Raw genomic sequence first — 16,081 nt, 5'->3', positions numbered from 1 at the left:
ATGGGAATCAACTACAGCGTCGAGGCCGACCCGGAGACCACCGCAAAGGGGATGCTCCGCGATCGGCCCATCAGCGTGAAGGACAGCAAAGAGATCTCCCGGGAGATCAAAGGCGAGACGGTCGCCGACGCCGAGGAGTTCCTCCAGGAGGTCATCGACGAGGAGACCTCGGTGCCGATGCGCCAGCACAACGCCGGCGCGGGGCACCGCTCCGACATCGACGGCTGGGACGCGGGACGATACCCCGAGAAGGCCGCCAAGGACTTCCTGAAGCTCCTGGAGAACGTCAAGAACAACGCGGACGAACAGGGATTCGACGGCGACGAGATGGTCATCAAACACGTCGCCCCCCACAAGGTCGGCGAGCGACCCGGTCGGAACCCGCGAGCCGCGGGCGCCACCGGATGGAACACCACCCTCGCCGACGTCGAACTCATCATCGAGGACCCGGAGGCTGACGAATAATGGCTGACGAACACCAATTCATCGAGGACGGCCTGCGCCGTTCACAGATCAACGAGTTCTTCGCGGACGAGCTCGGCCGCGCCGGCTACGGCGGCATGGACGTCGCCCAGACGCCGATGGGCACTCAGATCGTCCTGAAGGCCGAAAAGCCCGGTATGGTGATCGGGAAGGGCGGGAAGAACATCCGCAAGATCACCACCGAGCTTGAGGACCGATTCGACATGGACGACCCGCAGATCGACGTTCAGGAGGTCGACGAGCCCGACCTGAACGCCCAGATCGTCGCGGACCGTCTCGCGAACGCACTGGAGCGCGGCTGGTACTTCCGGAAGGCCGGTCACACGACGATCGACCGGATCATGGACGCCGGCGCGCTGGGTGCCGAGATCGTCCTGTCCGGCAAGGTCACCGGCGCGCGATCGCGCGTCGAGAAGTTCAACCGCGGCTACATCAAGCACAACGGTGAGCCCGCGGAGGAAGTCGTCGACCACGGCCAGGGCGTCGCGGTGATGAAGCTCGGGACGATCGGCGTCAACGTGAAGATCATCCCGCCAGGCGCACAGCTCCCGGACGACTTCGACATCCGCGAGGACGCCGAGGTCCCGGAGGTCGAGCAGGCGGCGGTCGGCGCCGAGGCCGAGGAGGGCGTCGAGTCGCTGCTCGAAGAGGAGCCCGAGGAGGTGCCCGACGCGGGAGCCGACGAGGACGTCGAGATCCCCGACGAGGACCCCGCAGAGGCCATCGACGAGGAGATCGTCGAGGAAGTGGTCGAGGAGACCCAGGAGACGGCCACGGAGGCGACCGACGTCGCCGAAGAGGAGCCGGTCGGCGACGCCGAGGCGGAGGACATCGACGAGCTCGACGAGGAGATCGAATCCGAGGCGGCCGACCTCGTCGCAGAGATGGAAGCCGCCGACGAAGGCGAGGAGGACGAATAAATGGCGATCCTCTATACCGACGAGATCCGCGACATGACCGCGGCCGAGCGCCAGGTCGAACTGGAAGAGCTCGAGACCGAGCTGCTCAACTCGAAGGCGCAGCGGGCCGCCGGCGGCATGCCGGAGAGCCCCGGCCGCGTCAAGGAGATGAAGAAGACGATCGCGCGGATCAAGACGATCCAGGCGGAAGAAGGCGACTTCGACGACGAATAACGATGATATCCCCCGACACACTCGTTCGGCACGAACTCGTCGGCCTCCCGGTTCGGGTGGCCGACGCCGAGAGCGACGCCCACGCGGGCATCGCCGGTCGCGTGCTGTCCGAGACGTTCGGCACCCTTGTGGTGCGAACGGGATCGGGGGACAAACGCGTGCCCAAGTCGGGCGCGACGTTCGAGTTCGCGGTCGTCGATCGACCGACCGCCCGCACAGATGAAGCCGCCGACGACGACGAGTCGTCGGGGTCTACGTCCCAACTCGGGTCGGATACTACGGGGGTCCGCCCCCGTCAGTCTGGCCCGTCCGGGTCCACAAGCGTCGTCACCGGTGACGACGCGGGTCCGGCGAGCCGACGCGGCGAGTGCAAAGACGTGGTCTACGCGACGGTGGATGGCGAGCGGCTACGGTATCGACCCGCCGAACGCACCGAACAAGGTGTCACACAATGGCGATAGGAATCGACGTACCCACGCCTCCGGAGCCAGACAACCCGGAGGATTACGACTACGAGAAGTGCCCGTTCTACGGGCAGCTCTCCGTCCGCGGCCAGACCCGCGAGGGAACGGTCGTGTCGACGGATATGGCAAAGACCGTCATCGTCGAGCGAGAGTACGACGTGTTCGTACCGAAATACGATCGGTACATGAAGCGTCGCTCGCGCATCCCGGCCCACGTGCCGGGCGTGCTCGACTCGCTCGAAGTCGGTGACGAAGTGAAAATCGCGGAGACGCGACCGCTCTCGAAGACGAAGTCCCACGTCGTCGTCGAGAACCTGTCGGGTGATCAGTGATGGAGGCGCTCAAGGCCGACGTCACGCAGGGGCTCTCGAAGGGCTCGCTCATCACGTGCGCCGACAACACCGGCGCCCGTGAGCTGAAGGTGATCTCCGTGTCGGGCTACTCCGGCACGAAGAACCGCCACCCGAAGGCAGGTATCGGCGACAAGGTGACCGTCTCGGTCACCAAAGGGACCCCGGAGATGCGGCGGCAGGTGCTGGAGGCGGTCGTCGTCCGCCAGCGCAAGCCGATCCGCCGTCCGAACGGCACGCGCGTGAAGTTCGAGGACAACGCGGCCGTCATCATCGACGACCTCGAGGAGCCGCGGGGCACGGAGATCAAAGGCCCCGTCGCCCGCGAGGTCGCCGAACGATTCGGGAGCATCGCCTCGACCGCGACGATGATCGTCTAATCATGACGAAACAGCCACGCAAACAGCGAAAACGGTCGGAGACCGCGCCGCTCCACGAGCGGCAGAACCAGGTCCGGGCCACCCTCACGGACGACCTCCGCGAGGAGTACGGACAGCGGAACGTCCGCGTCAACGCCGGCGACACCGTCGAGGTGCTTCGCGGCGACGCGGCCGGCACGGAGGCCGAGGTCATCTCGGTCGACCTGTCCGCGGAACGGATCACCGTCGAGGACGTCACCGTCGAGAAGGCGGACGGGGAGGAGGTTCCCCGCCCCATCCCGGCGAGCAACGTCCGGGTGATCGATCTGGACCTGGAAGACGAGCGCCGGGAGGCGCGGCTCCAGGAGGATAACGAATGACGCGACATCAGAAGCGACTGGCAGTACCGAACTCCTGGCCGGTCGAGCGCAAGACGAACACGTTCACCGTCAAGGCCGGCGCCGGCCCGCACGGTGAGGCGGGCGTTCCGCTCGTCGTCCTGCTGCGGGACGTGCTCGGCTACGTCGACTCGACGAAGGAGGCGCGCTACGCGCTGAACAACGACTCGGTCCTCGTCAACGGGGACGCGGTCTCGGACGAACAGCGTCCGATCGGGATGTTCGACATCCTGGCGTTCCCCGAGCGCGGGGAGTTCTTCCGCGTCTTCCCCGACGAGGGCGGTCGGCTCGCGCTGACCCCCGTCGACGAGGAGGCCGCCGGCAGCCGGCTCGGGAAGATCACGAACAAGTCCGTCGTCCCCGGCGGAGACGTCCAGCTGACGCTCCACGACGGGACGAACGTCCTCGTGGACGACGACGCCGAGTACGACACGAAGGACTCGATCGTCGTCGACAACGAGTCGAAGGAGATCGTCGCCCACTTCGAGTACGAAGAGGGCGCTCTGGTCACCGCCGTCGCCGGTCAACACGCCGGTCGTATCGGCGAAGTGGCCGACATCGACGTCACGCTCGGCTCCGGCTCGAACACGGTCTTCGTCGGAGACGACGAGGACGGCTACGAGACGGTCGAAGAGTACCTCGTCGTCATCGACGAGAACTTCACCGGCGACGACGCCGACGAGGCGGGTGATTCGGATGAGTGAATCCGAGAGCGCGTCCCACGAGATGCGCGAGCCGTACCTGGAGAAGGTCGTCGTCCACATGGGCGTCGGGCAGGGCGGTGAGCCGCTCGCGGACGCCGAGGAGATCATCGAGGAGATCACGGGCCAGCAGTCGGTCCGGACCACCTCGAAGCGCACCATCGCCGAGTTCGGGATCCGCAAGGGCGACCCGATCGGCGTCAAGGTGACGCTGCGGGCCGAGGACGCACACGAGTTCCTCGCGACCGCGCTCGACATCGTCGACGTCTCGCGGAGCCAGTTCGACGACACGGGCAACCTGAGCTTCGGGGTCGAGGACCACACCGACTTCCCGAGCCAGGAGTACGACCCGAGCATCGGCATCTACGGCCTCGACGTGACGACGACGATCGTCCGTCCCGGCTACCGCGTGTCGAAGCGGGACAAGGCGACGGCCTCGATCCCGTCCAAACACCGGATGACAGCCGAGGACGCGGCCGCGTTCCTCGAAACGAACTTCGACGTTGAGGTAACGGAATGAGCGAAGCGAACAACGACACGGGCGAGCACGCGTCGAAACGCACCGACTCCCGGCACACGTGCCGGCGGTGCGACCGCGAGCAGGGACTTGTCGGCAAGTACGACATCAATCTCTGCCGGCAGTGTTTCCGCGAGGTTGCCCGAGACATGGGATTCGAGAAGTACAGCTGATCATGACGGGAAACGATCCATTCACCAACGCGCTGGCCGGCATGGACAACGCCGAGAGCGTTGGCCACCTGTCGTACACGGTTGAGCCCGCCTCTAACATCATCGGCTCCGTCCTCGAGGTCCTCTACGACCGCGGGTACGTCGACGGCTTCGAGTACGTCGACGACGGGAAGGCCGGGAAGTTCGAGGTCGAACTGAAAGGAGCGATCAACGAGTGTGGCGCCGTCAAGCCCCGCTACTCCGCGGGTGCCGACGAGTTCGAGAAGTGGGAGAAGCGATACCTCCCCGCCCGTGACTACGGGACGCTCATCGTCACGACGAGCCACGGCGTTATGAGCCACTACGAGGCCCGCGAAGAGGGCATCGGCGGCCAAGTGATCGCATACGTCTACTAACAATGAACAGAGTCGAAATCGAGATTCCGGACGACGTCTCCGCCGAGACCGACCACCTCGAACTCACCGTCGAGGGTCCCAACGGGAGCGTTACGCGACGCCTCTGGTACCCCGACGTCGAGGTCACGGTCGAGGACGGTGTCGTCGCGATCGCTTCCGAGAACGAGGACGCGAAGACGAACGCCACGGTCGGCACCTTCGAGAGCCACGTCGCCAACATGATCCACGGCGTCACCGACGGATGGGAGTACACGATGGAAGTGTACTACGCCCACTTCCCGATGCAGGTGACCGTGGAGGGCGACGAGGTCGTCATCGAGAACTTCCTCGGCGAGCGGGCACAGCGACGCACCCCGATCCGCGGGGACACGGACGTACAGATCGACGGCGAGACGGTCACCCTCTCGGGCTCCGACAAGGAGGCCGTCGGGCAGACCGCCGCCGACATCGAACAGCTGACGAAGGTGACCGACAAGGACACGCGCGTCTTCCAAGACGGCGTGTACATCGTCGAGAAGCCCACCGGAGGTGCCTAACCAATGGCCGAAGAACTGGAAGACATCAGCGGTGTCGGTCCCTCGAAGGCGGACGCCCTTCGCGCGGCCGGCTACGAGACGGTCGAGGACGTGAAGGCCGCCTCCCAGTCGGAGCTCTCCGAGGTCGACGGCGTCGGCAACGCGCTCGCAGCGCGTATCAAGGCCGACGTCGGCGGGCTGGAGGTCGACGAGGAGGCGGACGCGGAGATCGAAGACGAGACGGACGAGGAGGAGGAGGCCGACGAGGCCGACGCCGACGAGGACGTCGAGACGGAGCTTCGCCCCCGCGGTCACGCCGACAAGACGCCGGAACTGGACGACGAGACCGCTCGCGCGCTCGCACAGAAGCACCGCGAGGGGAAACCGCAGTTCAACCGGCAGGATTACCACAAGAAAAAGCGGATCCCGACGTCGTGGCGCAAGCCGCGCGGCGGGCTCTCCAAGCAGCGCCGCCGCATGAAGGCGAAGGGGCCCGTCGTCGAGGCGGGGTTCCGATCGCCGAAGGCGTCGCGCGACCTGCACCCGAGCGGCTTCGAGGAGGTCCGCGTGCACAACACGGACGACCTCGAGGGCGTCGACGGCGACACGCAGGCGGTTCGGATCGCCTCGAAGGTCGGCGGTCGCAAGCGCGAACTGATCGAAGACGAGGCGGAGGAGCGCGAGATCCGCGTGCTGAACCCGACCTACGTCGAAGTGGAGGTCGACGATGAGTGATCTGAAGGCGCAGAAACGGCTCGCAGCGGACGAGCTGGACGTCGGCAAGGGCCGCGTCTGGCTCGATCCCGAGGCACAGGAGGAGATCGAGGACGCCATCACGCGAGAGGACGTCCGCGAACTCATCGAACAGGGCACCATCCGCGCGAAAGACGCGAAGACGAACTCCCGCGGTCAGGCCCGCGAGCGCGCTGAGAAGCGCTCGTACGGTCACCAGTCGGGCGCCGGTACCCGGAAGGGGAAGGCCGGCGCGCGACAGAACACGAAGGACGACTGGAAGGCGCGGATCCGTGCGCAGCGCGCCCGCCTGAAGGAGCTCCGCGACGACGAGGACGTGCTCGACGCCAGCGAGTACCGCACGCTCTACAACAAGGCGAGCGGTGGCGACTTCGAGGATGTCGCGCGGCTGGAGGCGTACATCCAGACGCAGTACGGTTACGAGGTGACGGACTAATGGCGACAGGACCACGATACAAGGTGCCGATGCGTCGCCGCCGAGAGGTCCGGACGGATTACCATCAGAGGTTGCGCCTGCTGAAATCGGGCAAGCCTCGCCTGGTCGCCCGGGTGAGCAACGCTCACGTCAGGGCGCAGCTGGTGACTCCCGGATCCGACGGCGATGAGACCCACGCGGCCGCCTCCAGCGAGGAGCTCGGCGAGTACGGCTGGGACGCCCCCACGGGCAACCTCCCCAGCGCGTACCTCACCGGGTACCTCGCGGGCGCCCGCGCCGTCGACGCCGGCCTCGACGAGGCCGTCCTCGACATCGGGCTCAACACGGCGACGCCCGGCAACAAGACGTTCGCAGTACAGGAAGGAGCGATCGACGCCGGCCTCGAGATCCCGCACAACGACGACGTGCTGGCCGACTGGTCGCGCACGCGTGGCGAGCACATCGCCGCGTACGCCGAGCAGCTCGACGAGCCGCTGTACAGCGGTGATTTCGACGCGGCCGACCTACCCGAGCACTTCGACGACGTGCTCGCGACAATCCAGGAGGACCATGAGTAGACACAACGACGGCTGGGAACCGCGGACGCGACTCGGCCGCAAGGTACAGAACGGCGATATCTCGTCGATGGAACAGGCGCTCGACTCCGGTCTCCCGCTGAAGGAGGCCGAAATCGTCGACCAGCTCCTCCCGGGGCTGGAAGACGAGGTGCTGGACATCAACATGGTCCAGCGGATGACCGACTCCGGCCGCCGCGTGAAGTTCCGCTGCGTGGTCGCCGTGGGCAACCGCGACGGCTACCTCGGCTACGCGCAGGCCCGAGACGACCAGGTCGGCGGCGCCATCCAGAAGGCGATCGACGTCGCGAAGCTGAACATCATCGAGGTCGACCGCGGCTCCGGGTCCTGGGAGGACCAGCCCGGCGGCACGAACTCCCTCACCCGCAAGGCGGAGGGGAAGGCCGGCTCCGTCACCGTCGAGATCCAGCCCGCCCCGCAGGGGCTCGGGCTGGCCGCGGCGGAGACGGTTCGGAACATCTTGGAGCTCGCGGGCGTCGAGGACGCCTGGACGAACTCCGACGGCAACACCCGCACGACCGTGAACCTCGCGAAGGCGACGTTCAACGCCTTGGAGAACGCGGCGCAGTCCCGCACTCCGCAGCACGCGCGTGAGGTCCACTACGACGAGGTGAGCGAGTGATGCAGGCGATCGTGCAGCTCCGCGGTGACGTGAACCTGGGGTACGGCGTCGAGGACACCCTCGACATGCTGAACATCGGGCGCGTCAACCACGCGACGTTCGTCCCCGAGACGGACTCGTACCACGGCATGATCACCAAGGTGAACGATGTCGTCGCGTTCGGGGAACCGAGCGTCGAGGCCGTTGCGCGAACCGTCGCGCGACGCGGAGAGCCCCTGGAGGGCTCGGCCGACATCGACGACGAGTGGATCGACGACAACACCGACTACGCCGATCTCGAGGCGCTGGCCGAGGCGCTCGTCGACGAGGAGACGACTCTGCGCGAGCAGGGCCTCTCGCCGACGCTCCGGCTCCACGCTCCCCGCGGCGGTCACGAGGGCATCAAACACCCCGTGATCGAGGGCGGCGAACTCGGGAAACACAGCACCGAGGAGATCGACAGTCTCCTGGAGGCGATGCGATGACGAGCAAGAAACGCCGACAGCGCGGTTCCCGAACGCACGGCGGCGGAACGCACAAGAACCGGCGCGGCGCCGGTCACCGCGGCGGCCGCGGCGCGGCCGGTCGCGCGAAACACGAGTTCCACAACTACGGTCCGCTCGGCAAGTACGGATTCAAGCGTCCCGAAAGCACGCAGACCGATGTCCTCGAAGTGAAGGTCCAGAAGATCGACGAGGACGCGGCGCTGTACGCCGCTGAGGACCTCGCCGAGGAGGACGGAGACGGGTACGTCATCGACGCGCGCGACGTCGTCGAGGACGGCCACGAGGCCGACGTCGTGAAAGTGCTCGGCGGCGGACAGGTCCGTCGCGAGCTCCGCGTCACCGCCGACGCGTTCACGGCGGGTGCGGTCGAACTCATCGAGGAAGCCGGCGGCGAGGCGACGCTCTCTGAGCGCGCCGAAGCGGCCGCTGACGAATCGGAAAACACTTCTGACGACGAGGACGACGAGGCGTAACCAATGAGTTGGAAGGAGGTCGCCGAACCGGTGCTCACGCGGATGCCCGTCGTGGAGCGGCCCGCGGGTCACGTTCCGTTCAAGCGGAAGCTCATGTGGACGGCCGGCATCTTGGTCGTCTACTTCTTCCTGACCAACATCAACCCGTTCGGGTTGGCCGTCGGCCAGGGGTCTGACTTCTTCGGGCAGTTCCGGTCGGTGCTTGCCGGCTCGTCCGGCTCGCTGTTGCAGGTCGGTATCGGACCGATCGTCACGGCGTCCATCGTCCTCCAGCTGTTGGGCGGTGCGAACCTGCTGGGGCTCGACACCGACGACCCGCGCGATCAGGTCCTGTACCAAGGCCTCCAGAAGCTGCTGGTGATTATCGTCACGGCGCTGACGGCCGCGCCCATGGTGTTCACCGGCGAGTTCCTGCCTGCGGATCCGGCCGTCGGACAGTCGCTCGGTATCGGAACGTTCGGCGTCGAGGCGCTGATCTTCGTACAGATCTTCGTCGGCGGCGTCCTCCTTCTGTTCATGGACGAGATCGTGAGCAAGTGGGGCGTCGGCTCCGGCGTCGGGCTGTTCATCATCGCGGCGGTGAGCCAGCAGATCGTCGGCGGGTTCTTCAGTTTCTCCGCGCTCGGCGCCTCCGGCTTCTTCGCGAGCTGGTACGGCATCATCGTCGGCGACGTGCCGGTGTCGCTCTCGCCGTTCACGGCGGAGGGTCTCCAGAACCTGCTGTTCGACCCGGGGAACATCTTGGCGCTTTTCACCACGCTGTTCATCTTCGGGATCGTCGTGTACGCGGAGTCGGTCCGCGTCGAGATCCCGCTGTCGCACGCGCGAGTGAAGGGTGCTCGCGGGCGCTTCCCGGTGAAGCTCATCTACGCGTCCGTCCTGCCGATGATCCTCGTCCGCGCGCTGCAGGCGAACATCCAGTTCCTCGGGCAGCTCCTCTCCTCTCAGTGGGCGGGGATGCCGAGCTGGCTCGGCGTCTACAGCGGCCAAGGTCAGCCCATCTCCGGGCTGTTCTACTATCTGAACCCGATCCAGCGCAGAACCGACTGGATGTGGTTCCTGGGTGAGATACCGGCGTCGGTTGAGCCGTGGATGATCGCGGTTCGACTGCTTATCGACCTCACCTTCATGGTCGTCGGCGGCGCGATCTTCGCCATCTTCTGGGTCGAGACCACCGGGATGGGCCCGGAGGCGACGGCGAAACAGATCCAGAACTCCGGGATGCAGATCCCCGGGTTCCGACGGAACCCGCAGGTCGTCGAGAAGGTCATGGAACGGTACATCCCGCAGGTAACGGTCATCGGCGGCGCCCTCGTCGGGCTGCTCGCCGTTATGGCGAACCTGCTCGGCACCATCGGGCAGGTCTCCGGAACCGGACTGTTGCTCGCGGTCTCTATCACGTACAAGCTGTACGAGGAGATCGCGGAAGAGCAGCTGATGGAGATGCACCCGATGATGCGCCAGATGTTTGGGAATGAGTAAGAACAATTCTAGAACGTAAACGGGCGTTCTAGGCGTTCTTACGCTGTTTTATTGAAACCGATTAGCTGACTTCGAGGCTAGCTTTATATTCAGCACTGGCTATCGAGCCTCTCTCGCCTTTTTGACGCATGAGTGTTACCCACGCTCAGTCCGTGATATCTTCAAACTCAAACCAATATGTCCGTAATAGCTGAGCTGGGTTCATCTGACGAACAACTGGCGCATCATAGATTTACTGGGCCCATATTAGGTCCCTAACTAGATCAACACGTTGCCGCTCAGAACAGATGAGACGATCTGATAAATAATGATTTGTCACGACATTAGAGATACGGGGAATTCACTGGATTATCCGTTTGGAATATGATGATCAGGGTCTACGTCAGATACAGTTTTTATGCAGGTAACTACAAAAATACGCCTGGGCGATATCCTAATCTGGATCGATAAGTATGACTGACGATGTTCACCGCGACGGTCCACCCTCATTTGATAGGCCGATGGAGGGTGGGGATACAAAACACCGCGTATACGGAGCGGTGTTGCATGCCCGAAAGCCAACAGCAGTCTCCAAAATCGCCGAGTGGGCGGATTGCTCGGTGGACTCAGCACGGACACACCTGTCCTTCTATACTGAACTTGGTATTGTTATCCGCCACGGGGGTCGGCCAGTTCGGTACCAGCGTAATAATGACTACTTCGAGTGGCGGCGGGTGTACGAACTGGCCCAAGAGAGCACTGTTTGCGAGTTGCAGTCCCGAGTGTCAGAGCTGACCGACCGTATTGAGGAATACCGAGACGAGTACGACGCTGATTCGCCTATTGAAGTCAACACCCTCGAATTCGACGAAGCACAGATTGACAACGTCTACACAGAACTTGGCGACTGGGCCACAGCTATTGAGGAACGCCGCCTGTATGAACGCGCTCGAACAAAGGCGGCTAGATCCACCTAGTATTGGGGGCTACTGGCTTGCGTTCCAATTTTTACTTGACCCAGGTGGCGTTACGACTAGGTTGAACTACTCACCAACACTCTCATCCGCAGGTTTACCACCGAAACTACGGCACCTTCTCGTACTCGTTTAATAGAGATATTCGACTCTATTGAAATTCTATTCTTCAGATACATTATCGACTGAAACAGCCGGTTGCTGAAGAGTGCGTACCTATCGTCTAAGACGACTGGGGTGATGTATTCGACTTTTATGACACGCTATGCTGGAATAGATAGCCTGAAATCAAGACGAATATCATATTGTTGTCATTTCTCGATAATAGGATGATAAAATCTGTTCGACTTCATTCGGGGAATCAATACAGTCTTTTAATCGTTCTTCCACAACGCTTTCTGTAACGATTAGCAGGTTATCGCGCTGGATATATGCATCATTGTAGTCTTCTTGGTTTCTCCCAACATCCCGAGTAATGCCAGCGAGTCCCGCCTCTCGAAAGTGCTCCTTATTGAAAAATGGGTAGATGGTCGCTTGGAAGTTTCCTTCAACTAGTGTCAGTTCGTTTGTGACAGTATGGGCGAGATAAGCTGCCATAATCATTGCCAACGCTTCTGCTGTGAATATGACCATAAATTCGCCATCGTGATACCGTGTTGCCATCTGATCAAAGAAATCAAGTTCTTGCTGTCCGTCGAATTCCAGAATCACAAAGGTATGAGCAAGTACATCGGCAGCAACTGACTGACGACGGCCCCGCCGTAGATATTCATCATGTTTCCCTTCCACAGACTCAGTCCGGAAGCTTGCATCTTCTCCTGACTTGGTATCGACGATCCCGAGAACGGACTCACAATCATCCGGCAATCCGTTGTCCGCAATATAGAAGATTGAATCAGGGAGATTGGTCCCCCGGTCATCTTCGCCCCCTCGGTCAGGATACGTTACGAAGAGGTGCGAGAAGACCGATTCTCCGATTTTCTCCAATCGTTTTCCTGAGGATTGGGGGATTTCACCTGCCATTCGAAGCAACCGCATCTGGTTGAGCTCTGTGAGTATGTATCTCGGATTCGAGTTTACACGAAGAACAACCGGATGCTCAGTATCAGCCTGTTCTTCGATAAATTCCCGTTCCAAGGATTTGATCTCATCAATCGTTTCAAGTGAACTTTGGATCTCACCAATCGCAGTGAGCATAGTGAATGGAATCGTGTAAATCAGATTCCCCCCCGCGAACAGAGATTGAATCTCAAGCAATTCTGTGACACTTTCCTCAGGAGTAATCAACAGAGCAGGTGTCTCCTCCCGAAGAGTCGCTATGCAGATCTCATTGATAGCCTTCTGGTAATCAGACGGTGAGATTATTAGATAGATATCTAAATTATCGCCGGTAATCCCCGACACATAGCGGGGTTGAGTGCTCGTATCGACATTCACCAAGCTTCGCTCTATGTGGTCCGCTATCGAGCGAATAACCGCTTCAAAATTGATGTCGTAGTAGGTGTATTCGCTCGTGGATATGCTCCCTTCATGCCCGGCATCACACTGGACAACAATCGATGGACCGTCTTGGTCACATTCACATGGCTCTCGGCAGGAAGGTATGATAGGACAGCGAGTCGGATGCCTGATCTCAGATTCAATATACTCAGTACCTACCAATATTTCTGGAATCTCGTTCTCTTCAAAGGAAGTGCTACCTTCCTCAAGAGTAAGGAGTTCATCTAACGCGCCAATTACTTCTTCATTCATCGTTCTCATCATCAAAGAAGATTTCAAGCGCACGCTGGTCTCGATCCGGTAGCGTTCCTGCTCCGACACTCTGCCACAGACCATTACTGAACTGGACTGGTCGATCACTAATTGTGAGAACGAACGACTGGCTCTCGGTGTCGGCGTTTTTGATCATTTCTCGGAATCCCTCTTCTATTCCATCAACAGAGTCAAAAAGGCCATCTAGGGTCGCAATCAACCGGAATTCCTGTGTTTCAATTGATTGGTCGTCAAAGATTTCTGATCCACTGATCTCAATCGTCTGGATTCGCGTTTTCAAGTCCTCTTTCCGCTCATCTGGGATATCAAGACGGGCAATTCTATCAATCGCTTCAGAACGGTGAGCCTCTATTGTCTCACGAGCCGCCTCAATAGACTCGTCTCGTTCCTCCACGCTTTCAACGATTTCATCCTCGATCTTTTCAGCGATGTCCGAAGTCCGTTCCTGAAGCTTGTCATAGAAATCATCGACACCGAATGCCGTATCAAAGAAGTGGCTAAGGGTCCTACGCCAGCGGTTGAATGATTCTGTAAAGACGATCTCAGTTTCATCAGACAGAATTTCTAATTGGAAGCGGATAGTCTTCAGTTGGTGGTAATTGATCTGTGAAAGCTCTGGCTCAGTTGGTACACCGTCTCTTTCATCCTCGGTATCGTCAATCCGGAATGAGAACGTCTTCGGATATTTCGGCCCAACTTCCTGATAGATTTTCAAAACAACCAACTGCTCTGTCTCAAACTCCACGTCAACTAAAACGGCACTCGGATCCTCCTGTTCTCGGTTCCATTCGTGATGAAATTGACCAAGTCCGTCCTCCAGTCCGCTCAGGTCAAGCTCTTCCTCTAGAAAGTAGGTCCGTCTCGCAGAATATGACCGAATGCGAGACCGAATCATTAATTCATTCAATCGGTCAATTAGCCCCTCTTGATGGAGAAGAAGTAGAAGCTCGTATCGTGTATTGATCTCTAAATCGCTTTCATCGATATCGTAATGTTCTGCAAGATAATCTATCGCAGGACCAGTTCGGACCCCCTCTTCGCTAAGCTTCCGGTGCTGTTCCAGAAATGTACGCGTCTCTTCGGATAGTCTACTCGCTAGTATCTTCCGCAGTTCATCGGTTGTGTACGTATCTTTGACTATCTCTCGATGGTCTATCCGGTCATTATACAGATTGAAGAGTTGGTAGAGAAGGTCTTTCTTCCGAGGATTCAGCGTTTCATACAACTCGTCATCATAATCCAACTCTTCGGGAGTAGTGATTGGCATATTGATTTATCTTATCAGAGTTATAACTAATAAAACTTCTTCACAGTGTGTCTAGAAACTGTTGAATACCCTGTACCGCGCTGTCTGGGTGAGCAAGGCCCTTCAGGGAAATACTCGTAAATCCCCTATTATAGGAGTCTACTTCGGACGGTGGAAAGATTCAATCGTCAGGTTTGATTTTAACTTACAGTAAGTCAGAAATCGGTGATCGTTGAGATAGATCGTTCCCTCAGAATATTCATCAAACCGGTCCTGAGAGATCCAGAGTAAGTTGGCTGCCAGCGTGTTAGAGCGTTCGACTATACTGACCGATACGTGAGTCCCCTGTGCTGACCGCAGCGGGTTGAGATGTGTAACCTTGAGAGGATTTCAACAGAGCCAGAGACACATCAGCATCCAGATCCGGAGGTAGACGGACCAGTAAGAGTTAGATCTCTGGTTCCATGGTCTCCCAGATCAAATCTGAGACTACACCACTCTACGAGATCATGGAGCGATGTTGATTCCGACTTCGAATATAACCGACGACTATCTTGGTTGTACTTATGGATCACATCATGTCGTAGTCTTTCTGGGACAGCTACACCAGAATTTCCGAAATACCAGAAGGTCTCGCTAATCAGCACGCGATCTGTCTTCAAATCACGCTCCCGGTGGTTTCGGCTCTTATGATGGTTCGTTCCTTCATCCTGAGTTAGAACTCCATCTTTCAGGTAATAGATGTTATCCCCATTCGGATCATGCTCTGGCTTTTTATCCTGGAATCTATCGTCTCGGTAGTATTCGTCATAGGAGAGAGTTTCCTCAACGCGACTGAGATGGATTAGGTGTTCTTCACCAGCAGACCGTGAGGGAGTCCCTAGAATCCAGTCGCCAACCTGTGCATGCTCCCGCACCCTAGGTTTACACGTAGCGAGTGTACAGACATCTCCTGTTACATTTGGAGCAAATCCAGTATCTGAGGTCATCACATACGACCGGAGCGCTCGATCATCTCGAATCAACAGATCGCTCCCGTGCTGTAACCAGTCTTTGATTTCATCCGCATTTGATTCGTCCAATACACGAGCGACACCTGCACGGGTCAAGTCTCCGCTAAATCCGATTATATCCGCAACCCAAGAAAGTACTGAACGGTCACTATTCCCGAGTGGACGAGGTATATCAAAAAGTTCGCTCTCCTCAGGACGTCCTTTCACAATTACAGGGAAGTTATCCCGGACTGGCGAATCCGGGGTCAAACCAGTCCGTTTAGCGTGTGCATTATTCTGAACCTGATCGAGAGCCTCCGCTCGTTCATCGGGCGACATCGCTTCTAAGTCGTACGTGGCGTCTACAGTGAAAACCCCAATTGCGCACAGACGCGGTTTGATGTCGGCATCCTGGGGCGACAGACTGCTGTAAAAAATCAGAAGATCGTCCGAAGATAGCCTAGACAACTGACTACGCTTGTTAGGACTTGGATCGCCATAGGTGTAGGTTTCAAACTCAGGGTCAAAGTGGGGAGTACCGTTAGAGAGGTGTGGCACGTAATCAGCAAGCGATCCCCCGTACCGACCGGCGATTTCATCGTACGTTCTCCCTTCGGTCGTTGAGGGGCCTTCAGGTCCTTCTGGAATCGGGATATATTCGAACGAATTATCCTCGAATAGGGGTCCGTGACCGTTTCCAGTTCCACTATCAATACCTACCCGGAGCAAAAGTATATTGTCAACAGACATGTTTCAGGATTCCTCCCCATCTATATTAATTTTGTCACATAATTAGACCATAC

The 16,081-nt window shown here is 59.5% G+C and carries 23 protein-coding genes; 20 read left to right on the top strand and 3 right to left on the bottom strand.

Annotation, left to right across the window (positions count from 1 at the left end):
- The 20 genes from C471_RS06390 to C471_RS06295 all read left to right on the top strand — a co-directional run bounded on the left by C471_RS06390 (window position 1) and on the right by C471_RS06295 (window position 11,270).
- Window positions 1–465: a 50S ribosomal protein L22 gene (locus C471_RS06390; protein WP_004047225.1), complete on the top strand. Its 465-nt coding sequence runs from the start codon at window positions 1–3 to the stop codon at window positions 463–465.
- Window positions 465–1,403, top strand: a complete 939-nt coding sequence (locus tag C471_RS06385; protein WP_004047224.1) for a 30S ribosomal protein S3 — start codon at window positions 465–467, stop codon at window positions 1,401–1,403. Before C471_RS06390 ends, C471_RS06385 begins: the two co-directional genes overlap by 1 nt.
- A complete protein-coding gene (gene rpmC / locus C471_RS06380) occupies window positions 1,404–1,616 on the top strand; it encodes a 50S ribosomal protein L29 (protein WP_004047223.1) in 213 nt (70 codons plus the stop codon). It begins immediately after the preceding gene.
- Window positions 1,617–1,618: 2 nt separating this feature from the next.
- The gene (locus C471_RS06375) at window positions 1,619–2,077 is read left to right on the top strand and encodes a ribonuclease P protein component 1 (RefSeq protein ID WP_004047222.1); all 459 of its coding nucleotides are present in this window, start codon (window positions 1,619–1,621) and stop codon (window positions 2,075–2,077) included.
- Window positions 2,068–2,412 (top strand): 30S ribosomal protein S17, encoded by a 345-nt coding sequence (locus C471_RS06370; RefSeq protein WP_004047221.1) that lies wholly within the window; start codon window positions 2,068–2,070, stop codon window positions 2,410–2,412. Before C471_RS06375 ends, C471_RS06370 begins: the two co-directional genes overlap by 10 nt.
- Window positions 2,412–2,810 carry a 50S ribosomal protein L14 gene (locus C471_RS06365; RefSeq protein WP_004047220.1) on the top strand — a complete coding sequence of 133 codons (399 nt, stop codon included), beginning with the start codon at window positions 2,412–2,414 and terminating at the stop codon, window positions 2,808–2,810. Before C471_RS06370 ends, C471_RS06365 begins: the two co-directional genes overlap by 1 nt.
- A 2-nt stretch (window positions 2,811–2,812) precedes the next feature.
- Window positions 2,813–3,169: a 50S ribosomal protein L24 gene (gene rplX / locus C471_RS06360; RefSeq protein WP_004047219.1), complete on the top strand. Its 357-nt coding sequence runs from the start codon at window positions 2,813–2,815 to the stop codon at window positions 3,167–3,169.
- Window positions 3,166–3,891 carry a 30S ribosomal protein S4e gene (locus tag C471_RS06355; protein WP_004047218.1) on the top strand — a complete coding sequence of 242 codons (726 nt, stop codon included), beginning with the start codon at window positions 3,166–3,168 and terminating at the stop codon, window positions 3,889–3,891. The genes rplX and C471_RS06355 overlap by 4 nt, the downstream gene beginning before the upstream one ends.
- Complete coding sequence (locus tag C471_RS06350) at window positions 3,884–4,408, top strand: 50S ribosomal protein L5 (RefSeq protein WP_004047217.1); 525 nt, start codon at window positions 3,884–3,886, stop codon at window positions 4,406–4,408. Before C471_RS06355 ends, C471_RS06350 begins: the two co-directional genes overlap by 8 nt.
- Window positions 4,405–4,578: a 30S ribosomal protein S14 gene (locus tag C471_RS06345; protein WP_004047216.1), complete on the top strand. Its 174-nt coding sequence runs from the start codon at window positions 4,405–4,407 to the stop codon at window positions 4,576–4,578. The genes C471_RS06350 and C471_RS06345 overlap by 4 nt, the downstream gene beginning before the upstream one ends.
- A 2-nt stretch (window positions 4,579–4,580) precedes the next feature.
- Complete coding sequence (locus C471_RS06340) at window positions 4,581–4,973, top strand: 30S ribosomal protein S8 (RefSeq protein ID WP_004047215.1); 393 nt, start codon at window positions 4,581–4,583, stop codon at window positions 4,971–4,973.
- Between the two features lie 2 nt (window positions 4,974–4,975).
- Window positions 4,976–5,509, top strand: a complete 534-nt coding sequence (locus tag C471_RS06335; RefSeq protein WP_004047214.1) for a 50S ribosomal protein L6 — start codon at window positions 4,976–4,978, stop codon at window positions 5,507–5,509.
- 3 nt (window positions 5,510–5,512) lie between these two features.
- The gene (locus C471_RS06330; protein WP_004047213.1) at window positions 5,513–6,223 is read left to right on the top strand and encodes a 50S ribosomal protein L32e; all 711 of its coding nucleotides are present in this window, start codon (window positions 5,513–5,515) and stop codon (window positions 6,221–6,223) included.
- Window positions 6,216–6,677 (top strand): 50S ribosomal protein L19e, encoded by a 462-nt coding sequence (locus tag C471_RS06325; RefSeq protein ID WP_004047212.1) that lies wholly within the window; start codon window positions 6,216–6,218, stop codon window positions 6,675–6,677. Before C471_RS06330 ends, C471_RS06325 begins: the two co-directional genes overlap by 8 nt.
- The gene (locus tag C471_RS06320) at window positions 6,677–7,234 is read left to right on the top strand and encodes a 50S ribosomal protein L18 (RefSeq protein WP_004047211.1); all 558 of its coding nucleotides are present in this window, start codon (window positions 6,677–6,679) and stop codon (window positions 7,232–7,234) included. Before C471_RS06325 ends, C471_RS06320 begins: the two co-directional genes overlap by 1 nt.
- Entirely contained in the window at window positions 7,227–7,874 is a 648-nt protein-coding gene (locus tag C471_RS06315) for a 30S ribosomal protein S5 (RefSeq protein ID WP_004047210.1), read from the top strand. The genes C471_RS06320 and C471_RS06315 overlap by 8 nt, the downstream gene beginning before the upstream one ends.
- Window positions 7,874–8,338, top strand: coding sequence for a 50S ribosomal protein L30 (locus C471_RS06310; protein ID WP_004047209.1), 465 nt, complete (start codon window positions 7,874–7,876; stop codon window positions 8,336–8,338). Before C471_RS06315 ends, C471_RS06310 begins: the two co-directional genes overlap by 1 nt.
- Complete coding sequence (locus C471_RS06305; protein ID WP_004047208.1) at window positions 8,335–8,832, top strand: uL15m family ribosomal protein; 498 nt, start codon at window positions 8,335–8,337, stop codon at window positions 8,830–8,832. Before C471_RS06310 ends, C471_RS06305 begins: the two co-directional genes overlap by 4 nt.
- Before the next feature lie 3 nt (window positions 8,833–8,835).
- Window positions 8,836–10,314, top strand: a complete 1,479-nt coding sequence (gene secY / locus C471_RS06300; protein WP_004047207.1) for a preprotein translocase subunit SecY — start codon at window positions 8,836–8,838, stop codon at window positions 10,312–10,314.
- A 452-nt stretch (window positions 10,315–10,766) separates the two neighbouring features.
- The gene (locus tag C471_RS06295; RefSeq protein WP_004047206.1) at window positions 10,767–11,270 is read left to right on the top strand and encodes a DUF7342 family protein; all 504 of its coding nucleotides are present in this window, start codon (window positions 10,767–10,769) and stop codon (window positions 11,268–11,270) included.
- A 297-nt stretch (window positions 11,271–11,567) separates the two neighbouring features.
- Here the strand turns inward: C471_RS06295 and C471_RS16905 are convergent, their stop codons facing one another.
- The 3 genes from C471_RS16905 to C471_RS16900 form a co-directional block, all read right to left on the bottom strand.
- Window positions 11,568–13,088: a hypothetical protein gene (locus C471_RS16905; RefSeq protein WP_152421830.1), complete on the bottom strand. Its 1,521-nt coding sequence runs from the start codon at window positions 13,086–13,088 to the stop codon at window positions 11,568–11,570.
- The gene (locus C471_RS16255) at window positions 13,012–14,307 is read right to left on the bottom strand and encodes a hypothetical protein (RefSeq protein ID WP_080505548.1); all 1,296 of its coding nucleotides are present in this window, start codon (window positions 14,305–14,307) and stop codon (window positions 13,012–13,014) included. Before C471_RS16255 ends, C471_RS16905 begins: the two co-directional genes overlap by 77 nt.
- Window positions 14,308–14,696: 389 nt before the next feature.
- Window positions 14,697–16,028, bottom strand: coding sequence for an Nmad2 family putative nucleotide modification protein (locus C471_RS16900; RefSeq protein ID WP_152421829.1), 1,332 nt, complete (start codon window positions 16,026–16,028; stop codon window positions 14,697–14,699).
- Between the last annotated feature and the right edge of the window lie 53 nt (window positions 16,029–16,081).

This window comes from Halorubrum saccharovorum DSM 1137 (genome assembly GCF_000337915.1).
GTDB classification, from domain to species: domain Archaea; phylum Halobacteriota; class Halobacteria; order Halobacteriales; family Haloferacaceae; genus Halorubrum; species Halorubrum saccharovorum.
Note: the sequence above shows the minus strand (reverse complement) of the source record. Positions and strands in the feature narration are given on the sequence as shown.

Excerpts from the sequence above, each read along its gene's own strand:
- C471_RS06390 (WP_004047225.1), top strand. The coding sequence starts at position 1 with ATGGGAATCAACTACAGCGTCGAGGCCGACCCGGAGACCACCGCAAAG.
- C471_RS06385 (WP_004047224.1), top strand. The coding sequence starts at position 465 with ATGGCTGACGAACACCAATTCATCGAGGACGGCCTGCGCCGTTCACAG.
- rpmC (WP_004047223.1), top strand. The coding sequence starts at position 1,404 with ATGGCGATCCTCTATACCGACGAGATCCGCGACATGACCGCGGCCGAG.
- C471_RS06375 (WP_004047222.1), top strand. The coding sequence starts at position 1,619 with ATGATATCCCCCGACACACTCGTTCGGCACGAACTCGTCGGCCTCCCG.
- C471_RS06370 (WP_004047221.1), top strand. The coding sequence starts at position 2,068 with ATGGCGATAGGAATCGACGTACCCACGCCTCCGGAGCCAGACAACCCG.
- C471_RS06365 (WP_004047220.1), top strand. The coding sequence starts at position 2,412 with ATGGAGGCGCTCAAGGCCGACGTCACGCAGGGGCTCTCGAAGGGCTCG.
- rplX (WP_004047219.1), top strand. The coding sequence starts at position 2,813 with ATGACGAAACAGCCACGCAAACAGCGAAAACGGTCGGAGACCGCGCCG.
- C471_RS06355 (WP_004047218.1), top strand. The coding sequence starts at position 3,166 with ATGACGCGACATCAGAAGCGACTGGCAGTACCGAACTCCTGGCCGGTC.
- C471_RS06350 (WP_004047217.1), top strand. The coding sequence starts at position 3,884 with ATGAGTGAATCCGAGAGCGCGTCCCACGAGATGCGCGAGCCGTACCTG.
- C471_RS06345 (WP_004047216.1), top strand. The coding sequence starts at position 4,405 with ATGAGCGAAGCGAACAACGACACGGGCGAGCACGCGTCGAAACGCACC.
- C471_RS06340 (WP_004047215.1), top strand. The coding sequence starts at position 4,581 with ATGACGGGAAACGATCCATTCACCAACGCGCTGGCCGGCATGGACAAC.
- C471_RS06335 (WP_004047214.1), top strand. The coding sequence starts at position 4,976 with ATGAACAGAGTCGAAATCGAGATTCCGGACGACGTCTCCGCCGAGACC.
- C471_RS06330 (WP_004047213.1), top strand. The coding sequence starts at position 5,513 with ATGGCCGAAGAACTGGAAGACATCAGCGGTGTCGGTCCCTCGAAGGCG.
- C471_RS06325 (WP_004047212.1), top strand. The coding sequence starts at position 6,216 with ATGAGTGATCTGAAGGCGCAGAAACGGCTCGCAGCGGACGAGCTGGAC.
- C471_RS06320 (WP_004047211.1), top strand. The coding sequence starts at position 6,677 with ATGGCGACAGGACCACGATACAAGGTGCCGATGCGTCGCCGCCGAGAG.
- C471_RS06315 (WP_004047210.1), top strand. The coding sequence starts at position 7,227 with ATGAGTAGACACAACGACGGCTGGGAACCGCGGACGCGACTCGGCCGC.
- C471_RS06310 (WP_004047209.1), top strand. The coding sequence starts at position 7,874 with ATGCAGGCGATCGTGCAGCTCCGCGGTGACGTGAACCTGGGGTACGGC.
- C471_RS06305 (WP_004047208.1), top strand. The coding sequence starts at position 8,335 with ATGACGAGCAAGAAACGCCGACAGCGCGGTTCCCGAACGCACGGCGGC.
- secY (WP_004047207.1), top strand. The coding sequence starts at position 8,836 with ATGAGTTGGAAGGAGGTCGCCGAACCGGTGCTCACGCGGATGCCCGTC.
- C471_RS06295 (WP_004047206.1), top strand. The coding sequence starts at position 10,767 with ATGACTGACGATGTTCACCGCGACGGTCCACCCTCATTTGATAGGCCG.
- C471_RS16255 (WP_080505548.1), bottom strand. The coding sequence starts at position 14,307 with ATGCCAATCACTACTCCCGAAGAGTTGGATTATGATGACGAGTTGTAT.
- C471_RS16900 (WP_152421829.1), bottom strand. The coding sequence starts at position 16,028 with ATGTCTGTTGACAATATACTTTTGCTCCGGGTAGGTATTGATAGTGGA.